Source organism: Pseudidiomarina terrestris (assembly GCF_030466405.1).
GTDB classification, from domain to species: Bacteria; Pseudomonadota; Gammaproteobacteria; order Enterobacterales; family Alteromonadaceae; genus Pseudidiomarina; species Pseudidiomarina terrestris.
Genome location: NZ_JAGGJF010000002.1, coordinates 136,374 through 158,576, shown reverse-complemented (window position 1 = coordinate 158,576; position 22,203 = coordinate 136,374). Strand labels below are relative to the sequence as shown.

Below are 22,203 nucleotides of genomic sequence, written 5' to 3'. Positions count from 1 at the left end.
AGGTTAGCGTAACTTACTCTGAATGGCTACGCTCATCAGCAAAGCTGAGCTCAAACCAAATGCTATACAACTTGCCATACAAGAAATCTTGGTAAGCTGATTACAAAGGGTTGAATCGATATTTTGAAATCTATACAATTCACCCATTGCAAATTTCAAGGACCACAAATGCGTTACAACAACTGGCATCATCATCATATCCAACGACGACGTTAGCCTCGTATTGTACGCGGAAGGCTGACACATTGGTGGTTGCCTTCACCCATTACGAACCCCGAAAGGCAACCTTTTGGGGTTTTTTTATAGGAGTTATAAAACATGGTTGTCGATACAAATTCAGCACGCTTAACCATCGCAATTCAAAAATCGGGTCGTCTCAGTAAAGAGTCGATGAAACTGCTGGAAGCCTGTGGCGTGAAGTTTAGCCTGCATGAGGCGCGCTTGTTGGCGCACAGCAGCAATCAGCCGATTGATCTGTTGCGCGTGCGGGATGATGACATCCCTGGTCTGGTCATGGACGGCGTTGTTGATCTGGGTCTGGTGGGCGAGAACGTACTTGAAGAAGCCCGGCTGGAGCGCGTCGCGACAAAATTACCTGCTGAAATTAAGCGCTTGCGTCCCCTCGACTTTGGCGGCTGCCGCCTGTCGATTGCGGTACCTAAAGAGGACAACTACAACGGCCTGAAGGATTTAGCCGGCAAGCGCATTGCGACCACCTACCCTTACCTGTTACAGGATTACCTGCAACGCCAAGGCATCAGTGCCAGCACCGCCGTGCTCACCGGTAGTGTTGAGGTTGCACCGCGCGCCGGGCTGGCAGATGCGGTTTGCGATCTGGTCTCCACCGGCGCCACCCTGGAAGCCAACGGCCTGGTCGAAAAAGAAGTGATTTTCACCAGTCAGGCGCAGCTGATCCAGCGCCCTGAGCCACTCAATGCCGCCAAGCAGGCGCTGATCGATCAATTATTGCCGCGCCTTGATGGCGTGCAGATGGCTCGCGAGAGCAAGTACATCATGCTGCACGCACCGCGCGCCGCCTTAGATAAAGTCGCCGCGCTGTTACCCGGCGCTGAAGATCCAACCATACTGCCTCTGAGCCACACCGACGAGCTGGTGGCAGTGCACGTGGTCAGCACCGAAACCTTATTCTGGGAAACCATGGAAGAGCTGAAAGCGGTAGGCTGTAGCTCCATTCTCGTGCTGCCAATTGAAAAAATGATGGGGTAATCGACATGGCCGATGCACGTCTTGATTTAAGCACCCGCCAGTTTTGCTGGTCGCAGCTCTCAAGCGAGGATCAAAAAGACCTGTTGCAGCGTCCGACCCAGCGGGTCTCGACCGAATTAACGGCAACGGTCAATGCGATTCTTGCTGCCGTGCGCACCGAGGGCGATGCGGCAGTGCTGCGTTACACCCGACAATTTGATTGCGAGAGCCTGACAGAGCTGCGCTATCCAGCCGCAGCCATTGCCCGGCAACTGGCCAAGCTGCCGGTTGCCACTAAGGCAGCGATTGATACTGCTTATGGCACTATTCGTAAATTTCACGAAGCGCAACGCCCGCAAGGCATTAAAATTGAAACCGCCCCCGGTATCGAGTGTGAACTGCGTTACGCGCCAATGGCAGCGGTCGGACTCTATGTGCCCGGAGGCACTGCGGTATTGCCCTCCACGGCCTTAATGCTGGGAGTACCAGCGCAGCTGGCAGAATGTCCGCGCGTGGTCTTGGTCAGCCCACCCGATGCTGATGGTGAGTTGGCCCCGGCGCTGCTTTACGCCGCGCAGTGCTGCGGCATTACTGAAATTTATCGCTGTGGTGGCGCGCAGGCGATTGCTGCCCTCGCCTATGGCACTGAGTCGATCGGCAAAGTGAATAAGATTTTTGGCCCTGGCAACAGTTTTGTCACCGCCGCAAAGCAGGCGGTCTCACAGGACCCATCAGGCGCGGCCATTGATATGCCGGCAGGCCCTTCTGAGTTACTGGTGATCGCTGATGACCAGGCAAACCCGGCCTATGTCGCCGCGGATCTGTTATCCCAGGCTGAACACGGCGCGGATTCGCAAGTGGTGCTGCTGAGCGACAGTGCTGCGCTCATTGCTGCCGTTCGCGAGCAGCTGGAGACGCAGCTGCAGCAGCTTTCACGTGCCACCACGGCGCGCCAGGCATTGGCCAATAGTGCCTTGGTTGAAGTTGCCGATCTGGATCAAGCGGTTGCCATTAGCCAAAGCTACGCGCCTGAGCACTTGTCGGTACAAACCGCCGCGGCTGAAGAACTGGCAGAACGTCTTACCCACGTCGGTTCGCTGTTTATCGGGCCTTATACGCCAGAGTCCGGCGGTGACTATGCCACCGGTACCAACCACGTGTTACCGACGTATGGTTTTGCCAGCACCGCCAGTAGTCTCGGTTTGCTTGATTTCTACCGCCGCTACACCAGTCAAAAAGCTACCCGTGCAGGGCTGGCAGGACTGGCAAGTGCCATTGTTGAACTGGCGCAAACTGAAGGCTTAGATGCCCACGCGCGTGCCGTCACTGTGCGTCTGGAGGAGTCCTCATGAGCGACTTTATTGCCGCGTTACAGCGCCCGCACCTGGCCGCTATTACTCCTTACCAGTCGGCCCGCCGCAGCATGTCCGGCGGCTCCGTCTGGCTAAACGCCAACGAAGCGCCAGCAACACCGGCCTTTCCTGAGCAGGAACAGTGGCATCGCTATCCGAGTTTTCAAAGTGACGCGCTGAATCAGGCTTACGCAAGTTACGCCGGGGTGTCCCGCGAGCAGGTGTTAAGTTGCCGCGGCAGCGATGAAGCCATCGAGCTGCTGATCCGCAGTTTTTGCGAGCCAGTCAGTGACGCGGTCATGATCACCACACCCACCTACGGTATGTATGCTATCAGTGCCGCGACCCACGGTGCCGCTGTGGTCGATTGCCCACTGCAACAAGCTGCCAGTGGCGATCTGCAACTGGATGTCGCGGCCATGTTGGCCCGTCTGAACGATCAATCCGCCGCGCCGGTAAAACTTATTTTTGTCTGCAGCCCGTCTAATCCGCTGGGCAACGAAGTGGATGCAGCGGCGCTGCGTGAATTGCTCGATGGTGTTGGCGACCGTGCCCTGGTGGTGCTGGATCAGGCCTATATCGAGTTTGTCGATCCGGGCTCAAGCCAGCGCGACTGCGCAACCTGGTTGGCCGATTATCCGCAGCTGGTGATCCTGCGTACCCTTTCTAAAGCCTTTGGTCTGGCTGCTCTGCGCTGCGGTTTTGCCATCGGCCAGCCAGCCTTGATTGAGGTGCTGCGTAAAGTCATTGCCCCTTACCCGTTGCCGGCACCAACGATTGCCGGCGCCGAGCAGGCGCTAAGCGCGACCGGCCTCAATGCGATGCAAGCGCAGCTGGCGGACATTAAAGTACAGCGTCAACGGCTGCTTGACGATCTGCGCAGCCGCAGTTGGGCGCAACGTATCTGGCCCACGGTGACCAATTTTGTCTTAATTTCCGTTGCCGACGCGCAGGCTTTGGTCGCACACTGTCAGGCACAGGGCGTGCTCATCCGCAATCAGTCGAGCCAACGCGGACTGGGCGAATGCGTTCGTATCAGTATCGGTAGCGAAGAAGAAATGAATCAATTACTGGAGGTTCTGCCACAATGAGCCAGCAAAAACTACTTTTTATCGACCGTGACGGCACCCTGGTGCAGGAACCCCCGGTCGACAAACAACTCGACAGCATAGCCAAACTCGAATTTGAACCGCAGGTGATCCCTGCGCTACTGGCCTTGCAAAACGCTGGCTACCGGTTGGTGATGGTGTCCAATCAGGACGGTCTCGGCAGCGACAGTTTCCCTCAGGCCGATTTTGATGCCCCACACGACCTGATGATGGCAATCTTCTCTTCTCAGGGCGTACGCTTTGATGATGTGCTGATTTGCCCGCACTTTGCCGAAGACAACTGCAGCTGCCGTAAGCCGAATCTGGGACTGGTGAAAGACTATCTGCAACAAGGCCGGATTAATTTTGCCGAGTCCTATGTGATCGGCGATCGCGAGACCGACCTGCAACTGGCCGAGAATATGGGCATCCGGGGCTTGCGTTACGATCGCGACAGCCTTAACTGGGCGGCCATCCAGCACCAGCTGCTGGACCGTCCGCGCACGGCCAGTGTTCGCCGTGTCACTAAAGAAACTGAGATTTCTATCGCGGTTGATCTGGACGCCCAGGCACCGATTGAAATTGCCACCGGTATTGGCTTTTTTGACCACATGCTGGAACAAATTGCCACCCATGCCGGTATCTCCCTGCGTGCTCAGGTTAAAGGCGATCTGCACATCGATGAGCACCACACCGTAGAAGATACCGCGCTGGCATTAGGACAGGCGCTGCGGCAAGCTTTGGGCGATAAACGCGGCATCGCGCGCTTTGGCTTTGCCTTGCCCATGGACGAATGCCGGGCTGAATGTCTGATTGACCTCTCCGGTCGCCCGTACCTGCAACTGCAAGCCGAATTCAGCCGTGCCGATGTCGGTGGCATGGCAACCGAGATGGTGGGACACTTTTACCGTTCACTCAGCGATGCCATGGCCATTTCGTTGCACCTGAGTACCACTGAAGGTAACTGTCACCACCAGGTCGAGAGTCTCTTTAAAGTGTTTGGTCGCGCCCTGCGCCAGGCGGTGCAGCGCACCAGTGATGGTGCCTTGCCATCAAGCAAAGGGATGCTGGCATGAGTTTAGTGATTGTCGATACATCGTGCGCGAACTTGTCTTCGGTCAAGTTTGCCTTTGAGCGCTTAGGCGTAAATCCAGTGATCAGTGCCGATGCGAGTGTGATTCGCAGCGCTGATCGCGTCATTCTCCCTGGGGTTGGCACGGCCAAAGCAGCGATGCGCAATCTGCATCAGCTTGGCCTTGTCGACACCCTTCGTCAGTTGCAGCAGCCAGTGCTGGGCATCTGTCTGGGAATGCAGTTGTTGACGGAGTCCTCAGCTGAGGGCAACGTCGACTGCCTGGGCGTGATCCCAACCCGTACCAAGGCGATGCAGCAGGGCCAGGAATCTGCGCAGTTTCCGCTGCCACATATGGGCTGGAACACTGTTGTCGCAAGTACTGACAACCCGCTGCTTAAAGGTCTGGATAGCTCGGCCTACTGCTACTTTGTGCACAGCTTTGCTGTTGCCACTGATGCTTATACGCTGGCCACGACCCAGTACGGCAACACCAGATTCGCCTCGATGATCGGCCACGGCAATTTCTTTGGCGCGCAATTCCACCCCGAGCGTTCGGGCAAGGTAGGCGCGACCATTTTGAAAAATTTTATGGAGTTAACTGATGCTGATTCCCGCACTTGATTTGATTAACGGCGAAGTGGTTCGCTTGCAGCAGGGTGACTTTGAGCGCCAGACAACTTTTGCCAGTGATCCGTTACCGCTCGCGCAAGCTTACGCGGCAGCGGGCGCCGAGTGGTTGCATGTGGTCGACCTGGACGGTGCGCGTGACCCCGCCAAGCGCCAGATCGCCACCTTGCAGCGGCTGGCTGAAGCCTTGCCAATGGCGCTACAGGTCGGCGGTGGCATCCGTCAGCAGGCAGATCTTGACGAGCTGTTCCAGTGCGGGGTGCAACGGGCAGTGATTGGCTCCCTGGCAGTGCAAAACCCGCAACTGGTGTCGAGCTGGTTCGATGATTATGGCAGCGACGCTATCGTGTTGTCACTGGATGTCAGTATTGCCGAAGATGGTCAGGCGTTTGTCGCCACTCATGGCTGGCAACAGACCTCTGAGCTGACCCTGCAACAGGTCATTGAACGCTTTTTACCTGCAGGACTGCGCCACGTGCTCTGCACGGATATCTCTCGTGACGGCATGTTAGGCGGTTACAATACCGAGCTTTATCAGCAGCTGAAAACGCAGTACCCGGAGTTGGTGATTCAGGCCTCCGGTGGCGCCGCCAAATTAGAGGATCTGCGTCAGTTACGGGCGATCAACTGCGACAGCGCCATCCTCGGTAAAGCTTTGCTGACCGGACAGTTCACTCTAGAGGAGGCGTTGGCATGCTGGCAAAACGCATAATCCCCTGCCTGGATGTACGTGATGGCGAGGTGGTCAAAGGTGTGCAGTTTCGCAACCATGAAATCATCGGCGCTATCGAGCCTTTAGCCGCGCGTTATGCGGCTGCCGGTGCTGATGAGCTGGTCTTTTACGATATTACCGCGTCTTCGGACGCGCGGGTGGTCGACAAATCCTGGGTCGAGCGGATCGCCCGCCAGATTGATATTCCTTTCACCGTCGCCGGCGGAATTAGTTCCATCGAGCAGGCGCGTGAGCTACTGGCGATGGGCGCGGACAAAATCTCCATCAATTCACCGGCGCTGCGCAATCCGGACCTTATCAACACGCTGGTCGACGAATTCGGCCAGCAGTGCATTGTCATCGGTATCGACAGTTTCTATGATGCTGAAACCGATCGCTATCTGGTGTATCAATTTACCGGCGATGAAAGTAAGAGTCAGCAAACCCGCTGGCAAACTGCTGAGTGGCTGCAGGAGGTGGTCTCCCGTGGCGCCGGTGAGGTGGTACTGAATTGTATGAATCAGGACGGTGTGCGTCAGGGGTATGATATTAAACAACTTAAACAGATGCGCGCGCTCTGCCCGGTGCCCTTGATTGCCTCAGGTGGTGCCGGTTGTATTGAGCATTTCACCGATGTTTTCACCGCTGCCGAGGTCGATGGTGCACTCGCTGCTTCTGTGTTCCATAAGAACACCGTGGTGATTGCAGAATTAAAACAAGCCTTGATAGATGCCGGAATTGCCATCCGGCCGCTGGAACAAACACAATAGGAAAGCTTCATGCGTATTGATGAAAGCAATCAACAGCAGATAGATTTTGATAAACAGCAAGGGCTGGTGCCTGCCATCGTCCAACACGCGCTGACCGGCACAGTACTGATGCAGGGCTATATGAATGCTGAGGCGGTGCAAGCTACCCTGGACGAGCAGCGGGTGACCTTTTTTAGTCGCAGCAAGCAGCGCTTGTGGTGCAAAGGCGAAAGTTCAGGCCATCACCTGCAACTGGTAAGCCTGCACACAGACTGCGATCAGGACAGCTTGCTGGCCCTTGCCCTGCCCCAGGGACCGACCTGTCATCTGGGCACAGAGAGCTGTTTCAGCGCGACTGACTTCAGTGAGCAACCTCTGTTAAATCAGCTAATGCGCATTGTCCAGAGCCGTTCCGCTAACCCCGAGGGCAGCAGCTACACCGAACGGCTCTTGGCGGAAGGCAGCAAACGTGCGGCGCAGAAAGTAGGTGAAGAAGGCGTTGAAACAGCACTGGCTGCAGTTGCCGACGATCGCGAAGAGCTACTCAATGAAAGCGCTGACTTGCTCTACCATCTGCTGGTGCTGCTGCGCAGCAAAGACCTTGAGCTTAATGATGTGCTGACGATTCTGCATCAGCGTCGGCGTTAATCTGTACCTGGTGTGTGTGCGCGTAGCGACGGCTCACTACGCGCAGACGCCAGGTCAGCAGTACTGCCGCACAGCTCAAACCGACAATAAAACCAATCCACATACCGGCAGCGCCTAAAGCTGGCACAATAACATCGGTCAGCGACAGTAAGATCCCCACCGTCAGACCCAGTGGCCAGTACGACAGGAAGGTAATAAACATCACCACTTTGGTGTCTTTGTAGCCACGCAAGGTGCCCATGGCAATGGCCTGGAAAGTATCCGACAGGGTAAAAATAGCCGCCAGCCCCATCAGCGTTGCCGCCAGCTGAATGACCGCCTGATCACTGGTGTATAGACTGGCCAGCCAGGCGCCGCCTAAATACATAATCAAACCATTCACGCCGGCAAAGGTCATTCCGTACAAGGTGGCAAGCTTATGACTTAACATGGCATTGGACGGATTTCCTGCCCCCAGGGCAAAACCCACCCGCAACGTGACCGCCATGGACAAACTCAGCGGCACCATATACACCAGCGAGGATATGTTCAGCGCAATCTGATGCCCGGCCACCACAGTGGCTCCAAGTGGCGCAATTACCAGCGCGGCAGCAGCAAACAGGCTGACCTCGAAAAACATTGATGTGGCGATAGGAAAACCCAGACGAATAATGTACCAGACGTCATCCCAGTCGGGCCGGTGCCACTGGCTGAATAATCGCAAGGCTTTGAAGCGCTTGGCACAGAGCACGTACACCAGCAATCCCAGCGCCATCACCCATAAGACGATTGCCGTCGCCACACCACAGCCTGCACCGCCCAGAGCCGGCGCACCAAATTTACCGTAGATCAGGATATAGTTGGCCGGGATATTGACCAGCAAGCCCAATACCCCAATCACCAGCGAGGGCATGGTGTGCGACAAACCCTCGCAAAAATTGCGCAGCACCATGTAAATCACCAGGGCGGGAATAGCCCAAAGCAAATAAAACAGGTAATCCAGGGTGATCACGCGGAAGGCGTCTTCGACATTCATGGCATTCAGGATCAATGGCGCCGACAAAATCACTGCCACACAAAGCAAGCTGCCAATCAGTGCCGCATAGAAGCCCTGCTGAACCATGTTGGCTATTTTTTGTTGTTTCTTGGCGCCGTCGAAGTGCGAAATAATAGGGGCCAATGCCAATGCCAGGCCGAATACCAGCAGTGTTGAGGGTAACCAGATACTGCCGCCCACGGATACCGCGGCAAGATCGACAGCACTGACACGCCCGGCCATGACGGTATCGACTACGCTCATGAGCATTTGAGTCAGCTGCGCGATCAGAATCGGCCCAGTTAACTTGGCGAGTTTCTTGGACTCAGTCCACCAGTGGTCGGCTGCACGGGGCATGACATCTTCTCTTCGTTTAGTTAGGCGTCAGCAAAGAGCTGATAGGCTTGATCCAGGGCAGCGAGCAGACGCTCACAATCGGCGCGCGTAGTATAGGCTGCTAAAGACACTCTGACTACCGCTTCATGCTGCCAATGTTGCAATAAAGGTTGCGCACAATGACTACCAGCACGCACCGCAATGCCCTGCTCTGCCAGAAAACTGGCAAGGTCATAGGCGTGTACTTCAGGGCTGAAAAAACTGAGCACCGGTAATGCGGGCGCCTGGCGCGGCAACAACTGAATCCAGCTACGTTGACCTAATTCATCAACAAGCCACCGGGTCAGCCCATCCAGGTAATCACTAAGCCCTTTTTGGCGTTGTTCTGTCAGCCATTCGGCGGCTTCGGCACAAGCCACAATTGCCGCGGTATTGGGCGTGCCTGCTTCGTATTTATGCACGCCGGTTAACCACTGACTTTGCGCTTCGCTGACCTGCGCCACCATACCACCGCCCAGCAAAGCCGGCTGCAACTGTTGCTGTAAGCGATCCGAGAGGTACAAGACGCCGCAGCCGGTAACGCCATACATTTTGTGCGCAGAAAAAGTCAGCGCGTCACACTGCAGCGCCGCCACATCCAAAGTTACTGAGCTCACCGCCTGGGCCGCGTCGATAATACTGACCGCACCCTGTGCCGCGGCCTGTCGACACAGCTCCGCCACCGGGAAGATCTGGCCGGTGACATTACTGGCCATGGTCACAGCCAACAGCTTACAGCGCGGACCGATAAGCTCAGGCCAGGTCGCGGGTAAGCCGCCCGTGAGCGGATCGAGATCGAGCCAGCGCAGCTTCAGCTGATGGCGCTCCGCCAGCCGCTGCCAGGGCAAAAAGTTGGCGTGATGCTCGGCCCGGCTGACCACAATCTCATCGCCGGCCTGCCAGTCGATGGTAAGGCCTGTGGCTAACAAATTCAGACTGTGCGTTGCGCCTGCGGTAAATACCAGGTGCTCAGCGTCGGTCCCGATCCAGTGCGCTAAGCGCTCGCGTGACTGCTCCAGCAACTGCGTCGCCTGCTGTGCCAGCGGGTAGCCACCACGATGCACATTGGCATGCTGGCGGCGGTAATACTGCAAATAACGTTGCAGCACAGGTTCAGGAACCTGACAGCTTGCTGCACTATCCAGATAAACCAGCTCCGGCTGCTCCTGCCATAACCCGAAGGCATCGCGTGGCGGTTGATAGCCTGTTGCGCGTGCTTCAGGCACCACTTGGCTCCGTTACCTGCTGCAGGAAGTTCACCAGTAAGGGATTCACCAGTTGCGGGTGCGTCAGTGGTCCCATGTGGCCGCATGCAAGCTGCTCAACTTCAACCTGAGGCAGTACCTGTTGCAGTTGCTCTGCGACACGTCTGGCACTGGCCTGGGTACGCGCACCTGTCAGTAACAACACCGGCACTTCGACCCGCCGATAATCCACCAGTTTATGAGGCTCGCCCATCAGTGCGGCGAAATCCATCGCGACTTTGTCGGCCTGACTGGCCATTTGCTGCTGCAACTTTTCAGGTAAAGCCGCGAAGTAACCCGGTACGTTCCAGTAGTCAACAAAGGCCTGGGTCGCTGCCCATTTATCCTCCTGATCCATTTGGTTGGCGATGGCTTCAACTTCCTGACGTGCCGGATCATTGGCATCCAGCACATGAAAAGCGACCGGTTCAAACAGCGCCAGGGCACGCACCGGCAGCAGGTTCTCCAGCGCCAGTTTAAGCGCCACCGCAGCTCCATAAGAGTGCCCTACCAAAATCACCGGCTGACCTTGGGTCAGTTGCTCCACCGCCGCCACTATGCGCGGGACCTCGTCGGTAAAGCGAAACGCTTCGGTCGCGTCGACCTCTGGCGCCGGTGCTTTGCCGTAGCCGAGCAGATCGATACCAATCAGATGGTAATCTGCTTGTAAGCGTTTTATCAGGTCTCGCCACTGGCCGGTATTGCTTTGCGAACTGTGCAGCAATACCACAGCAGGCCCGGCGGCGTCGCCGCTGACATGGATGCCGGCAGGTAATGCGTCGGTCATGCCAGCATACCCATGGCGTAGCCGAGCATGTAGCCGGCTTGTACCAGCAGTACAATAAAGGTACCCAGAACACCCACAGTGCGCGCCCAAGATGGTCCAATGCTCATTCGCAGACCAATGGCGTGGCAAACCCGGGCGACAAACAACAGACCACCTACGGTATGCAGCAGCATGCCGCTGGCACCGCTTAATTCCATCAGTACTAAGAGTAACAGCAGAAAAGGTACGTACTCGGCGAAGTTACCGTGAATGCGCACCGCAACTTCAAGATCTTTGGACTCACCAGTGCCAATCCCGACCCGATCGCGCCAGCGCAGACGGATCACAAGTGCCGCCAGCACAAAATAAAGTAACGCCAGTAACCCGGCGTACAGCATGCTAATAGGTAGTTCGACTGTCATGGGTATTCTCCTTGTTATTATTTATAAAAAAAGCCCACGCAAGGTGGGCTTCTGTCGAACAACGAAAACTTGGCGCAACGCTTTGCTGCGGGCTTAGCCCAACAGTTCACCAAGTTCTTTACTGATCGTTTCAACATTACGGGTTCCATCGACTTTATGGAACACGGTCTGGCCTTGCTCGGCTAGTTTACGATAATACGCAACCAATGGCTCAGTTTGTTCATGATAAATTGCCAGACGCTTACGCACGGTTTCTTCCTTGTCATCGTCACGGATGATGAGGTCTTCGCCGGTCACGTCGTCTTTACCTTCAGTCTTCGGCGGATTGTGCTGCACGTGATAAACCCGGCCCGAACCCGGATGCACACGGCGACCGCTCATGCGATCGACAATCACATCGTCAGGTACGGCGAACTCAAGTACCACATCCACGTCGATACCGGCTTCTTGCATAGCATCAGCTTGTGGAATGGTCCGTGGAAAACCGTCCAACAGGAAGCCATTCTGGCAGTCGGGTTGCGCAATGCGCTCTTTGACAAGACCAATCATGATATCGTCGGACACCAGCTTGCCGTCATCCATTACCGCTTTCGCTTGTTGCCCTAATTCGGTACCGGCTTTGATTGCAGCTCGTAACATATCTCCGGTTGAGATCTGCGGGATCCCAAACGTCTTCATGATGAACTGCGCCTGGGTACCTTTCCCTGCGCCTGGCGCGCCTAAAAGGATAATGCGCATTTACAACCTCTTCCTAGTTTTTGGTTTGCATTCGATTTAGGTCGAACTTTACCGCCTAGAGACGAGCTTTACAAGTCCGAGCAATGCCGACTTTCGTCGGTACTGCCCGGATTTGTCGTCACCAACCCCATCTTCGTTAAGAGGCGTCGGTCAGCTCCATCATCAGCCGGTTCAGACGGGTCACAAATTGCGCCGGATCTTTCAGGCTGCCCCGTTCAGCCAGGGTCGCCTGATCCAGTAGCAGTTGCGCCCACTCGGCGAATCTGGCTTCATCTTCAACGGCAGTGACCCGTTGCACCAGTGCATGTTCAGGGTTGACCTCGAAAATGTACTTGGTTTCCGGAACCGGTTGCCCGGCAGCTTCCATCAGCTTCGCCATCTGAGTGCTCATGTCGTTATCATCGGTCACGATACAGGCTGGCGAACTGGTCAGGCGGTGGGTGACGCGCACACTCTTCACCTTCTCACCCAAAGCTGTTGCAAACCGCTTCACTTGCTCTTCGAAGGTTTTCTCCAGCTCTTCCTGTTGCTGCTTAGCTTCCTCGTCTTCCAGATCACCAAGATCCAGGTCACCACGGGTGACGCTTTGGAAGGCATGCTCTTTGTACTCGCTCAGATGGCTCATCAGCCACTCATCGATACGCTCAGACAACAACAGCACTTCAATGCCTTTCTTGCGGAAGATCTCCAGCGCAGGATTATCACGTGCGGCTTCATAGCTGTCGGCCACAATGTAATAAATCTTGTCCTGCTGCTCAGACATGCGTCCGATGTAGTCATCCAGACTGAAGGTGGCTTCTGGCTTGTCTTCTTGAGTCGAGGCAAAACGTAACAGACCAGCGATTTTCTCCTGGTTCGCGTGGTCTTCCGCAGGACCTTCTTTAAGTACGCTGCCGAAGGTATTCCAGAAGCCCTGATAGGCTTCAGGATCGTCCTTGGCCAGCTTACTTAGCATGCCGAGCACTTTCTTGGTGCTGCCGCTACGCATCGCGCGGGTGATCTTGTTGTCCTGTAAAATTTCCCGGGAAACATTCAGTGGCAGATCATTGGAGTCCATCAAACCGCGCACAAAACGCAGATAGGTTGGCATGAGCTGCTGGGCGTCGTCCATGATGAAGACGCGTTTCACGTAAAGCTTGATCCCGTGTTGCTGTTCCCGGTTCCATAGGTCCCAGGGCGCGCGTTTCGGGATGTACAACAAGCTGGTGTACTCCTGCGTACCTTCGACTTTGTTATGGCTCCACAGCAATGGGTCCTCGAAGTCATGGGCAATGGTCTTATAAAATTCCTGATACTCTTCGTCGCTGATCTCGCTCTTCTCGCGGGTCCACAGCGCCTGGCCAGAGTTGACGGCTTGCCATTCAGTGGTCTTACCGTCGTCATCACGCTCTGGCATCTGCACCGGTATACTCAGATGGTCCGAGTACTTGGTAATGATGCCGCGTAAGCGCGACTCGTCAAGGAAATCCTGGGCGTCGTCGCGGACGTGTAAAATGATATCGGTACCACGTTGCGCTTTCTCAATGTCGCGCAGGTCGAACTCGCCCTCGCCTTTTGAGGTCCATTCCACCCCTTCACTGCTGTCAGTGCCGGCGGCGCGGGTGCGCACGGTAACACTGTCGGCAACGATAAAGGCAGAATAGAAGCCAACGCCGAACTGTCCGATTAAACGGCTGTCCTTGGCGTCGTCACCAGAAAGCTGGCTGAAAAATTCTGAGGTGCCTGATTTGGCGATGGTGCCCAGGTTACTCATCACTTCTTCGCGGGTCATGCCGACACCGTTATCACTGATAGTGATGGTGCCTGCGTCTTTATCGACACTGACGCGGACACGCAACTCGGCATCGTCGGCAATCAGTTTACTGTCGCTTAACGCCTTAAAACGCAACTTATCGGCCGCGTCAGACGCATTCGATACCAGTTCGCGTAAAAAGATTTCCTTGTTGGAATAAAGCGAATGAATCATCAAATGAAGCAATTGCTTCACTTCAGTCTGAAACCCATGGGTTTCGGCTTGACGGGTCTCCGCCATAGTGGAATCTCCTGCACTATTGTTGATGAACACTAGAGCAGAGATGGGGACGTAATTACTTAATTCAAGAGTTAAAACAGATCAAAGTCGATACGTTTACGGCCGCTGAAGGCATGACCAAGGGTCGCCTGGTCAACGTATTCAAGCTCGCCACCGACAGGAACGCCGTGGGCGATACGTGAGGTATTGATAGAATGCTGGCGTGCCAACTCCGCAATGTAATGCGCTGTGGCCTCACCTTCAATGGTCGGATTGGTAGCTAAAATGATTTCCGAGATGGGCTCCTGAGCCAGCCGCTCGGCCAGGGTGTCCAGGCCAATGTCTTCCGGCCCGATACCATCGAGCGGCGACAAATGTCCCATCAAGACAAAATAACAGCCCTGATACTGGCCCGTTTGTTCAATGGCCAGAACATCTGCCGGCGTCTCTACAATACACAGCAGGCCAGCTTCGCGCCGATTCTGATTGGCACAAAGCTCACAGATCTCGCTTTCCGTTAAGGTCCGGCAGACACTGCAATGACCGACCCGCTCAATCGCTTCCGCCAATGCCTTAGACAGCTGCAGGCCGGCATCGCGTTGCCGCTCCAGGATCTGGAACGCCATGCGTTGGGCGGACTTTGGGCCCACCCCGGGCAAGGTACGTAAAGCACGCATCAATTCAGTAATCGCCGGACTTAACCGCATCGCTAACAGCCTTTAGAAAGGGAGTTTCATGCCTGGTGGCAAGTTCATGCCGCCCGTGACTTCTGCCATGCGTTCTTTGGTCGTCTGCTCTACCCGACGCACGGCGTCGTTGATAGCCGCGGCGATCAGATCTTCCAGCATTTCCTGATCGTCGTCTTCTAACAAACTTGGGTCAACGTGCACGCGGCGCACGTTATGGTTACCCAGCATGGTGACTTTGACCATACCTGCACCTGCTTCACCGGTCACTTCCAGATTAGCGATTTCTTCCTGGGCTTGTTGCATGCGCTCCTGCATCTGTTGCGCCTGCTTCATCATATTTCCCATTCCACCTTTAAACATAACTTACCTCTACTATTTGTTCGTTAAAGTGGTTTCACTGAGTCGTCTTGCAACTCAGCACCAAATTGTTGCTGTAACCCCTGCACCAGCGGGTCTGCAGCTAAACTTTGTTTTGCCTGAGCTAAGCGCTCAGCATCGATCTGCTGTTGGATTTCAAATGGCGTCGCCTGTTCCGTGGTGGCCAGCACAATATCCTGCAGATCTAAATCCAGGCCCTCTTTTAAGGCGGTACGGATTGCTTCACATGCACCGTCGCTCAGTAAATGCTGCCACGCCTCGCGCACCTGCATAATGTAACCTTCTGCGGTGTGCTCCAGCACACTATTGCGTGCCAGTTGTCGCGCCAGACCTTCCAGCTCGACAGTATCAATGAGTGCCGCCCAACGATCAATCTCGGCGGCACTGCGAACGCCCGCTAGGATTTCAGGATTTTTTTTTTGCTGCAATAGCTCGCGGGTTTCCAACAGTGCTGCCAAACCATCCGCCGCTTCAGTTGTCTTCTGTGACGTTGTTTGCGGCTGCGGAGTTTGCTCTGGCTCGGGCTCCGGCATAGGTTCCGGTTCAGGCGCTGGTGCTGGCTCTGGCATCGGGGCCGGCTCTGGCATTGGTGCCGGTTCTGGCATCGGCGCCGGCTCTGGCATCGGGGCTGGCTCTGGCGCTGCGCTCAGTCGTGATTCAGGCAAGGGGGTACTGGCTTCGTCCGTTGCAGCCTGACGCGCTGAGGAATGCGTTTCCACCTGAGTGACTTCGTCCGCTGAGCGTTCCACGATAGAAAGCTTCTGTGGCCTGAATGCCATCAACCTTAATAAGGTCATCTCCACACCGCTGCGAACATCCGCTGCATAGTCCAGATCGCGACGGCCCTGCACCAGAATGTCATAGTAAACTTGCAACAGCTCAGCCGGCAGATGCTGGGCCAGATGCTGATCTTCAGTGCTCAGCCCAAGGGTCTCGGCAGTTTCGGGCACCGCCTGAAACAACGCCAGCTGATGCACAAAATTCTGTAATTCGGCCAGTAGATTGCTCAAGTCCGGCACCTGCCCGGCAACCCGGGCCAGGGTGGTCAGGACGTCTCCGCCCTTGCCTGCCAAGACCTGCTCTAACAGCCGGGCCAGTTCAAAGCTCGGTACTGCACCCAGCATTTGCTGTACACCGGCCATGGTCACTTGCTGTTCGCTTTGTGCAATCGCTTGATCGGTAAGGCTTAAAGCATCACGCATACTGCCCCGGGCAGCGCGCGCAATGGCAGTCAGCGCGGCTTCTTCAAACGGGATAGCTTCTTGTTGCAGGACATAGGCCAGATGACTGGCGATTTCCTGTCGATCCAACGCCTTGAGGTTAAACTGCAGGCAGCGGGATAATACCGTGATCGGCAGTTTCTGCGGATCCGTGGTCGCCAGTAAAAATTTGACGTGTTCGGGGGGCTCTTCCAGAGTTTTTAGCAGCGCATTAAAGCTGTGCCGCGATAACATATGGACTTCATCAATCAGGTAGACTTTATAACGTCCCTGAGTCGGACGGTACTGAACGTTATCCAGCAGCTCTCGCGTGTCTTCAACTTTGGTGCGCGAGGCGGCGTCAATCTCAAGCAGATCAACAAATCGTCCCTCGTCGATGGCAACACAGGCAGCACAGGTGCCGCAGGGTTCAGCAGTCACGCCATTTTCGCAATTCAGACTTTTTGCCAGGATGCGGGCAATCGTGGTTTTGCCCACGCCTCGAGTTCCGGTAAGTAACCAGGCATGATGTAACCGACCTGATTGCAACGCATTCATCACGGGCTTCAGCACGTGTTGCTGACCCACTACTTCTGCGAATTTATGCGGTCGCCATTTACGGGCGAGCACCTGATAACTCATGCTAGCTTCCTTGTTGAAGTACGCTAAGTTGAACGACGCTAATCACTGCCAATGACTGACAAGAGAATGTCCTTACGTTACCTCAAAATTCGCACAGGGTATAGTAAGGAATCGCTGCATCGTTAAGACGCTGAACGCCTGGTAAGTCGTTTAAAGTGATAATGAATGCGCACTCATGCAGTTGCGCGGCGGCTTGTTCAACCAGCGCTACCCCTGCGAGTACTGTGCCGCCCGTGGCCAGCAAATCATCAATAATAAGCACTTTATCCGTGGCGGTTAAAGCATCCGCGTGCAGTTCCAGGGCATCATCGCCGTACTCGAGCTGATACTTTTGTTGCAGGGTTTTGCCGGGAAGTTTGCCGGGCTTACGCAAAGGGACAAAGCCGATGCCCAGAGCATAGGCTAAAGCGGTCGCGAAAATGAACCCGCGTGCTTCGATTCCCACTACTTTGGTGATACCTGCCCCGCGATAACGCTCAACCAGGTGATCTATGGTTTGCTGAAATGCCGGCCCATCAGCCAGCAACGGCGTAATATCGCGGAACACGATACCCGCTTTCGGGTAGTCGTGGATGGCACGAATGTGCTGGGTAATTAACGGTTTCATGAGGCCGCAGATTGCTTCGGAATTTGCATGGTCTGCCACAGGTCCGCCAACAACTCGAGCAAACGGTCAGCCGCGATTGGCTTTGCCAGACTCAGATTCGCACCTGCCCGACGACCGCTTTCCTCGATGTGTTTGACATCTTGGGTCGACATCAGGATCAGCGGGGTTTGCTGGTAAGCGCGCATGCCTCGTAAGTTGCGCAGTAACGTTAAACCATCCATCAGCGGCATTTTATGATCAACCAGGATCACATCAAATGACGTTGCTTTCGCCTGGTTCAGGCCGTCCAGTCCATCCGTTGCACAGCTCACCACAAACGGGGTTGCTGCAAGAATCTCAAGAAGGCTCGCTCGCGTGGAAGGGTTGTCCTCCACCAGCAATAGCTTGGTTGACATAGTTTGCCTTTTGGTTTGACGTCTCTCGGGATTTACCGAATCGTTATGCGCTGAAGTGCTTAAACCACTGCAGAATAGCCGGTAATAGGGGCATAGCGACAACTAACACAACTGCAATCCAACCCAATAGCGGGCCTGATGGGTCACGGAAATTTTGATCATTTGCCATTTTGATTACCTCTTTACTTTGGTAGCCACAATTGATTGCGTCGCTACAGCAAGAATTTTGCGGTGCGGATCATACTCGATTATGGCTTGTCTAACAACACGAACCGTTCAGCAAAATCCACCGCCACCGACGCGAAGCCCTGCTGCAACTGCTGCTCAGTGAAATCTGGCAGCTGTGTCGCCAGCGCCTCGCTAAGTTGCATAAGGTTACGCGGTTTTTGTTGCAGTAAGTCGATCGCCAATGCCGTTAATGAGTTCAGTTCCAGGAATTGGACTCTTCCTTCCGGGCTTTGATAAACCAGCACAAAATAAGGGACATCCAGAGCTGCCGTGGGCCTGAAATCGGCGTTAATCTGTGCCACCGGGTAGTCGAAAATACCTACCTGCGCGGTCGGATTAACATGCAACGTCGTGCCTTCATCAATCTCATTAAGGGGCTGAAAGGCATCGTCCAGATGACCGAATTGGACATCCACTTCCATCCGTTCATAGCGAGCAAGATCAAATAACCACTGCGGGTAATCTGCATCAGCCAGCTTGCCGCTTGCCAAAAACGCGACAAACTCTGTGCCGATATCTGAGAAAAGTGGTGAATCCGAGCGATGCTGCGCAACAAAACTGGCCAGCAGGTTACGCCATTGTTCCTGCGTTAGGAGTTGATGGAGCACAGGAAAACCGGTGGCGACGAACTGCTTAATATTGGCATGGATCAGGCGCCGATAGATCGCCAGTCGCCGCTGCTCTATATCAGCGAACTTCTCATCAGCTGCGTTTGGCGAGCGTAACCATCGGGCAAACTCAAGCTGGGTCTGTTGAAACTGCTTCGACACGTTGCTCCTGCTCATAATTGTGCTGACAGTTTGCGACCTTGGCTGCTTCTTGTAACAGTTCAGGTAACGGGGGAATATTGAAATCGCGCTCCAGTACCGTGGGGAAGAGCCCGTGACACTGATAGGCATAGTCTAACAAACGCCAGACATCCGGCTTCACATCGGCGCCGTGGGTATCGACAAAGAGATCATCGTATTCTTCTGAGTGCCCGGCGATATGCCCGTACACGATGCGTTCACTCGGCATAGACCGAATGAATTCGCGTGGATCATAGCGATGGTTGACACTATTCACAAAAACATTGTTTACATCAAGGAGCAACCGGCAGTCAGCTTCTTCGAGAACCTGACAAATGAACTCCTGTTCAGTGAGTTCACCACCAAAGTTGGCGTAATAGGAAACGTTTTCCAGCACCAACGGTCGCTCAATAATATCCTGCACCTGCCGCACCCGTTCAGCAACGTAAGACGCCGCTTCAGTGGTGAATGGCATAGGTAACAGGTCATATAAGTGCCCTTCAGCGGAACAATAGCTGAGGTGTTCACTGTAGATCTTGATATCGAAACGATCGAGAAATCGTTTCACTTGTTTGACGAATTCAACGTCGATAGGATCCGGGCTGCCGATAGATAACGACAGACCATGACTGGTCAGTGGCGCCTGCTCACGCACACGATCAAGCGTACGTTGCGCATGCGCGCCACGTGGAAACCAGTTCTCTGGCGCAAGCTCCCAAAAACCAACGGCGGGAGCCTGTTCCAGTACATCAGCGAGAAACTCGCGACGGAGTCCGAGTCCTACTGTCCGCCGCACTTCCCTTCACCACATTTACCTTCGCCACATTTGCCTTCTTTGGCTTTTTCGGCTTTGTCAGACATTTTGGCTTTCATTTCTTCGCCACACTTGCCTTCGCCGCACTTGCCTTCAATTCCTTTCTCGGCGTGCTCGGCAGCGTGTTCAGCCATTTTGGCTTTGTGCTCTTCGCCACACTTGCCTTCGCCGCACTTGCCTTCGCCACATTTGGCTTCCTTGGCTTTTTCGTGCATTTTAGCTTTCTTGTCTTCGCCGCATTTGCCTTCACCACACTTGGCTTCACGCTCTTTGCTCTGCTCTTGCTGATAACCGCTACCCAGGTCAGAGTAGCTAAATGGATTAGCACTGGCTGCCTGAACCGACATACCGCCTGCAAGAAGTGCGCCTACGGTGACTGCTACTGATTTCTTCATGTTGTTCATTGTTCAACCCTCTTTATCTCTGTAGGTGAATTCACTAGTAACTATAGCGCAAATTGCAAAAAAAACCCCGCTTTGCAGGCGGGGTTTTACGTGTAATTTACGAAAACTATGCAATTACAGTGAGATACCGAGATTGCTAGCTTTGCTGCGAATGTAAGATTCCCAGCTACGTGCGTTACGACGTTGATCTGAGTATTCTTGTGCTTCGAGCACATACTTCAGTGCCTGACTAAACTTGTTTTGATAGAAGTAAGCTTCTGTCAAAGACATGTAAATCTTACCAGGTTCTTCGTAACCCAAATCAATGGCTTTCAGATACGCATCCGCTGCTTGCTGATACTCTTCTGCTCGCAAGTGAGCAGTACCTTTACGGCGGTAGTAATCAGCACGAGTTGATACGTTATCTTCCAGCTGTGCAGCAAATTCATACATATCTGCTGCCAAAGCATACTCACGAGCCATTTCGTAGTTACTTGCTGCACTGTAGTAATGACGTGCAGTTTTCTCTACATCTCCGGCTTCAAGATGCTTCACCATCAACCTTGCGGCGTCGTAAGGAATACCATTGTTTCCGTACAACTGAATGACAGCTTTGATTTGGCTTTCTTTGTCCAGGTAACCGGCTAAGTAGGCAACCTCAAGCGTTTGCAGTGCTTTGTCGATCTTTTCCTCGAGCATATACATCATGCCCAACTGGCTCCACCACACCGATTCGGTAGGTAGTTGCTCAAGACCGGTCTCCAGCACATCAATCGCATCAGAGTACATTTTACGTTCGTAATATGAGGCAATCTTCAAAACGTAAGGGTTTTTGTTGGTTTCCTCATAATGCTGGATAGCTAAGTCCGCAGGACGGATAATTTTATCGAATTGCTTAAGCTCGTAAAAAGCGTTAGCAATACGCAAAAATACGTCCGGATCCGGGTCCCCGGTGAACTGTAGCCATCTATCGTAATATTTTAACGCATCACGATAGTTTTCCAGCTGCAAACTAATGTCAGCTGCCAGTTTCAGCGCGGCCGCCTGATCGTTCCAACCCAACACATTGGCTTCCGCCGCTGCGCTGGTTCTCTGCATTGCTGCTTCGATTTGGTTGTTGGCTGCGTACAGGTTACCCAGGAAACGATCCACGTAGGCCTTATCATATTCATCACGAGGAGAGAGCTCTTCCAGCACTGCAATAGCGCCCAGAATGTCCTCTTCTTCGCTGTAAAGCTCGAAAGCTTCCATGATACGGCGACCGAATCGTTCTGAAACCGTGCGGTTACTGCGACTCGCTTTACGCTGTTCGACTACTTCTGGAGAAGGCAAGTTGTAATTGACGTCTTGCGCTGAAGCGGCAGGTGAACCTGCCACTAAAGCACCACACAATACACTCGCACTAATCAGCATAGTGAGTTTTTTGTGCATCATCATTAATTACTCCTGATCCAGGTTGAAGTCGAGCTGGACAGTTTGTCCGGGCTGGCGAACGGGCTTGCCGTCTACCATCTTCGGCTTATACTTCCAACGCAACAGCGCACGACGGGCTTCCTGATCGAATACACGGCGTGGCTCTGAGTCGATAACTTCAACATCAGTTACACCACCGGCTTCATCAATGGTAAAGCGCAGAAGCACCCAACCTTGAATACCGTCACGAGCAGCAGCTGGCGGATAACGCGGATTGATACGAACGATTGGCGTAGCTTCGCCATCTCGCATCATCGCACCACTAGCGTCAAAGCCGGTGTCGGTGCCACCTACATCAACGTCAAATCCTAAGTCCATGTTCATACCGTCAGAGTCAGAAGCATCTGGCTCATTCGGTGGCGTCTCAGGCGGTTGCGCTGGCGGCGGAGGCGGCGGTGGTGGCGTCCGACGACGCTGATCCACATCCGAATCCGGCGGCTGCGTAACAATCTCAATGACTGACGAAGGCGGCGGCGGTGCATTACGCCCCTCGCCCCCGCTGATCAAGAATGCCATGAACGCGAACAGGAGGAACGTAGCTGCAGCACCTAATAGTATTGATACTATAAAGCGCACCAT

At 54.3% G+C, this 22,203-nt stretch carries 25 protein-coding genes; 8 read left to right on the top strand and 17 right to left on the bottom strand.

Going from position 1 to position 22,203, the window contains the following annotated elements:
- The first annotated feature begins 318 nt into the window (after window positions 1-318).
- Genes hisG through hisIE form a run of 8 tightly spaced genes read left to right on the top strand, consistent with a single transcriptional unit; the run spans window position 319 to window position 7,457 of the window.
- Window positions 319-1,227, top strand: a complete 909-nt coding sequence (hisG, locus tag J6J34_RS04975) for an ATP phosphoribosyltransferase (RefSeq protein ID WP_301720013.1) — start codon at window positions 319-321, stop codon at window positions 1,225-1,227.
- Window positions 1,228-1,232: 5 nt separating this feature from the next.
- Window positions 1,233-2,558, top strand: a complete 1,326-nt coding sequence (gene hisD, locus J6J34_RS04970; RefSeq protein ID WP_301898581.1) for a histidinol dehydrogenase — start codon at window positions 1,233-1,235, stop codon at window positions 2,556-2,558.
- Window positions 2,555-3,649 (top strand): histidinol-phosphate transaminase, encoded by a 1,095-nt coding sequence (hisC, locus tag J6J34_RS04965; protein WP_301898580.1) that lies wholly within the window; start codon window positions 2,555-2,557, stop codon window positions 3,647-3,649. Before hisD ends, hisC begins: the two co-directional genes overlap by 4 nt.
- Window positions 3,646-4,722 carry a bifunctional histidinol-phosphatase/imidazoleglycerol-phosphate dehydratase HisB gene (gene hisB, locus J6J34_RS04960; RefSeq protein ID WP_301720010.1) on the top strand — a complete coding sequence of 359 codons (1,077 nt, stop codon included), beginning with the start codon at window positions 3,646-3,648 and terminating at the stop codon, window positions 4,720-4,722. The genes hisC and hisB overlap by 4 nt, the downstream gene beginning before the upstream one ends.
- Window positions 4,719-5,342 (top strand): imidazole glycerol phosphate synthase subunit HisH, encoded by a 624-nt coding sequence (gene hisH / locus J6J34_RS04955; RefSeq protein ID WP_301898579.1) that lies wholly within the window; start codon window positions 4,719-4,721, stop codon window positions 5,340-5,342. Before hisB ends, hisH begins: the two co-directional genes overlap by 4 nt.
- The gene (gene hisA, locus J6J34_RS04950) at window positions 5,323-6,060 is read left to right on the top strand and encodes a 1-(5-phosphoribosyl)-5-[(5-phosphoribosylamino)methylideneamino]imidazole-4-carboxamide isomerase (RefSeq protein ID WP_301898578.1); all 738 of its coding nucleotides are present in this window, start codon (window positions 5,323-5,325) and stop codon (window positions 6,058-6,060) included. The genes hisH and hisA overlap by 20 nt, the downstream gene beginning before the upstream one ends.
- The gene (gene hisF, locus J6J34_RS04945) at window positions 6,042-6,830 is read left to right on the top strand and encodes an imidazole glycerol phosphate synthase subunit HisF (RefSeq protein WP_301898577.1); all 789 of its coding nucleotides are present in this window, start codon (window positions 6,042-6,044) and stop codon (window positions 6,828-6,830) included. Before hisA ends, hisF begins: the two co-directional genes overlap by 19 nt.
- Window positions 6,831-6,839: 9 nt before the next feature.
- A complete protein-coding gene (gene hisIE / locus J6J34_RS04940; protein WP_301834323.1) occupies window positions 6,840-7,457 on the top strand; it encodes a bifunctional phosphoribosyl-AMP cyclohydrolase/phosphoribosyl-ATP diphosphatase HisIE in 618 nt (205 codons plus the stop codon).
- On the opposite strand, the gene J6J34_RS04935 is transcribed toward hisIE, so the two are convergent.
- From J6J34_RS04935 to J6J34_RS04855, 17 genes are all read right to left on the bottom strand, one after another.
- The gene (locus J6J34_RS04935) at window positions 7,417-8,829 is read right to left on the bottom strand and encodes an MATE family efflux transporter (RefSeq protein WP_301720005.1); all 1,413 of its coding nucleotides are present in this window, start codon (window positions 8,827-8,829) and stop codon (window positions 7,417-7,419) included. The two genes, hisIE and J6J34_RS04935, sit on opposite strands and share 41 nt — an antisense overlap.
- A gap of 20 nt (window positions 8,830-8,849) precedes the next feature.
- On the bottom strand, window positions 8,850-10,073 hold the full coding sequence (locus J6J34_RS04930; RefSeq protein WP_301720004.1) for an aminotransferase class V-fold PLP-dependent enzyme: 1,224 nt from the start codon (window positions 10,071-10,073) through the stop codon (window positions 8,850-8,852).
- The gene (locus J6J34_RS04925; protein ID WP_301898576.1) at window positions 10,066-10,878 is read right to left on the bottom strand and encodes an alpha/beta fold hydrolase; all 813 of its coding nucleotides are present in this window, start codon (window positions 10,876-10,878) and stop codon (window positions 10,066-10,068) included. Before J6J34_RS04925 ends, J6J34_RS04930 begins: the two co-directional genes overlap by 8 nt.
- Window positions 10,875-11,279, bottom strand: coding sequence for an MAPEG family protein (locus tag J6J34_RS04920; protein ID WP_301720002.1), 405 nt, complete (start codon window positions 11,277-11,279; stop codon window positions 10,875-10,877). Before J6J34_RS04920 ends, J6J34_RS04925 begins: the two co-directional genes overlap by 4 nt.
- A 93-nt stretch (window positions 11,280-11,372) precedes the next feature.
- Window positions 11,373-12,017: an adenylate kinase gene (gene adk, locus J6J34_RS04915; RefSeq protein WP_301720001.1), complete on the bottom strand. Its 645-nt coding sequence runs from the start codon at window positions 12,015-12,017 to the stop codon at window positions 11,373-11,375.
- 136 nt (window positions 12,018-12,153) lie between these two features.
- Window positions 12,154-14,049 carry a molecular chaperone HtpG gene (gene htpG / locus J6J34_RS04910; protein WP_301773759.1) on the bottom strand — a complete coding sequence of 632 codons (1,896 nt, stop codon included), beginning with the start codon at window positions 14,047-14,049 and terminating at the stop codon, window positions 12,154-12,156.
- Window positions 14,050-14,120: 71 nt separating this feature from the next.
- Window positions 14,121-14,735 carry a recombination mediator RecR gene (recR, locus tag J6J34_RS04905; RefSeq protein WP_301834326.1) on the bottom strand — a complete coding sequence of 205 codons (615 nt, stop codon included), beginning with the start codon at window positions 14,733-14,735 and terminating at the stop codon, window positions 14,121-14,123.
- A 12-nt stretch (window positions 14,736-14,747) separates the two neighbouring features.
- Window positions 14,748-15,077, bottom strand: a complete 330-nt coding sequence (locus J6J34_RS04900; protein ID WP_126761366.1) for a YbaB/EbfC family nucleoid-associated protein — start codon at window positions 15,075-15,077, stop codon at window positions 14,748-14,750.
- A gap of 23 nt (window positions 15,078-15,100) precedes the next feature.
- Window positions 15,101-16,936 (bottom strand): DNA polymerase III subunit gamma/tau, encoded by a 1,836-nt coding sequence (gene dnaX, locus J6J34_RS04895; RefSeq protein ID WP_301898575.1) that lies wholly within the window; start codon window positions 16,934-16,936, stop codon window positions 15,101-15,103.
- 82 nt (window positions 16,937-17,018) lie between these two features.
- Window positions 17,019-17,543 carry an adenine phosphoribosyltransferase gene (locus tag J6J34_RS04890; RefSeq protein WP_301773756.1) on the bottom strand — a complete coding sequence of 175 codons (525 nt, stop codon included), beginning with the start codon at window positions 17,541-17,543 and terminating at the stop codon, window positions 17,019-17,021.
- Window positions 17,540-17,938 (bottom strand): response regulator, encoded by a 399-nt coding sequence (locus J6J34_RS04885; protein WP_301719996.1) that lies wholly within the window; start codon window positions 17,936-17,938, stop codon window positions 17,540-17,542. The genes J6J34_RS04890 and J6J34_RS04885 overlap by 4 nt, the downstream gene beginning before the upstream one ends.
- Window positions 17,939-17,981: 43 nt before the next feature.
- Window positions 17,982-18,107, bottom strand: a complete 126-nt coding sequence (locus J6J34_RS04880; RefSeq protein WP_301719995.1) for a hypothetical protein — start codon at window positions 18,105-18,107, stop codon at window positions 17,982-17,984.
- 79 nt (window positions 18,108-18,186) lie between these two features.
- Window positions 18,187-18,936, bottom strand: a complete 750-nt coding sequence (locus tag J6J34_RS04875; protein WP_301898574.1) for an HvfC family RiPP maturation protein — start codon at window positions 18,934-18,936, stop codon at window positions 18,187-18,189.
- A complete protein-coding gene (locus J6J34_RS04870; RefSeq protein ID WP_301719993.1) occupies window positions 18,905-19,750 on the bottom strand; it encodes an HvfB family MNIO-type RiPP peptide maturase in 846 nt (281 codons plus the stop codon). The genes J6J34_RS04875 and J6J34_RS04870 overlap by 32 nt, the downstream gene beginning before the upstream one ends.
- Window positions 19,735-20,163, bottom strand: coding sequence for an HvfA family oxazolone/thioamide-modified RiPP metallophore (locus tag J6J34_RS04865; protein WP_301719992.1), 429 nt, complete (start codon window positions 20,161-20,163; stop codon window positions 19,735-19,737). The genes J6J34_RS04870 and J6J34_RS04865 overlap by 16 nt, the downstream gene beginning before the upstream one ends.
- Before the next feature lie 123 nt (window positions 20,164-20,286).
- Entirely contained in the window at window positions 20,287-21,588 is a 1,302-nt protein-coding gene (locus tag J6J34_RS04860; protein WP_301773753.1) for a tetratricopeptide repeat protein, read from the bottom strand.
- 3 nt (window positions 21,589-21,591) lie between these two features.
- Window positions 21,592-22,203 (bottom strand): energy transducer TonB, encoded by a 612-nt coding sequence (locus J6J34_RS04855; protein WP_301719990.1) that lies wholly within the window; start codon window positions 22,201-22,203, stop codon window positions 21,592-21,594.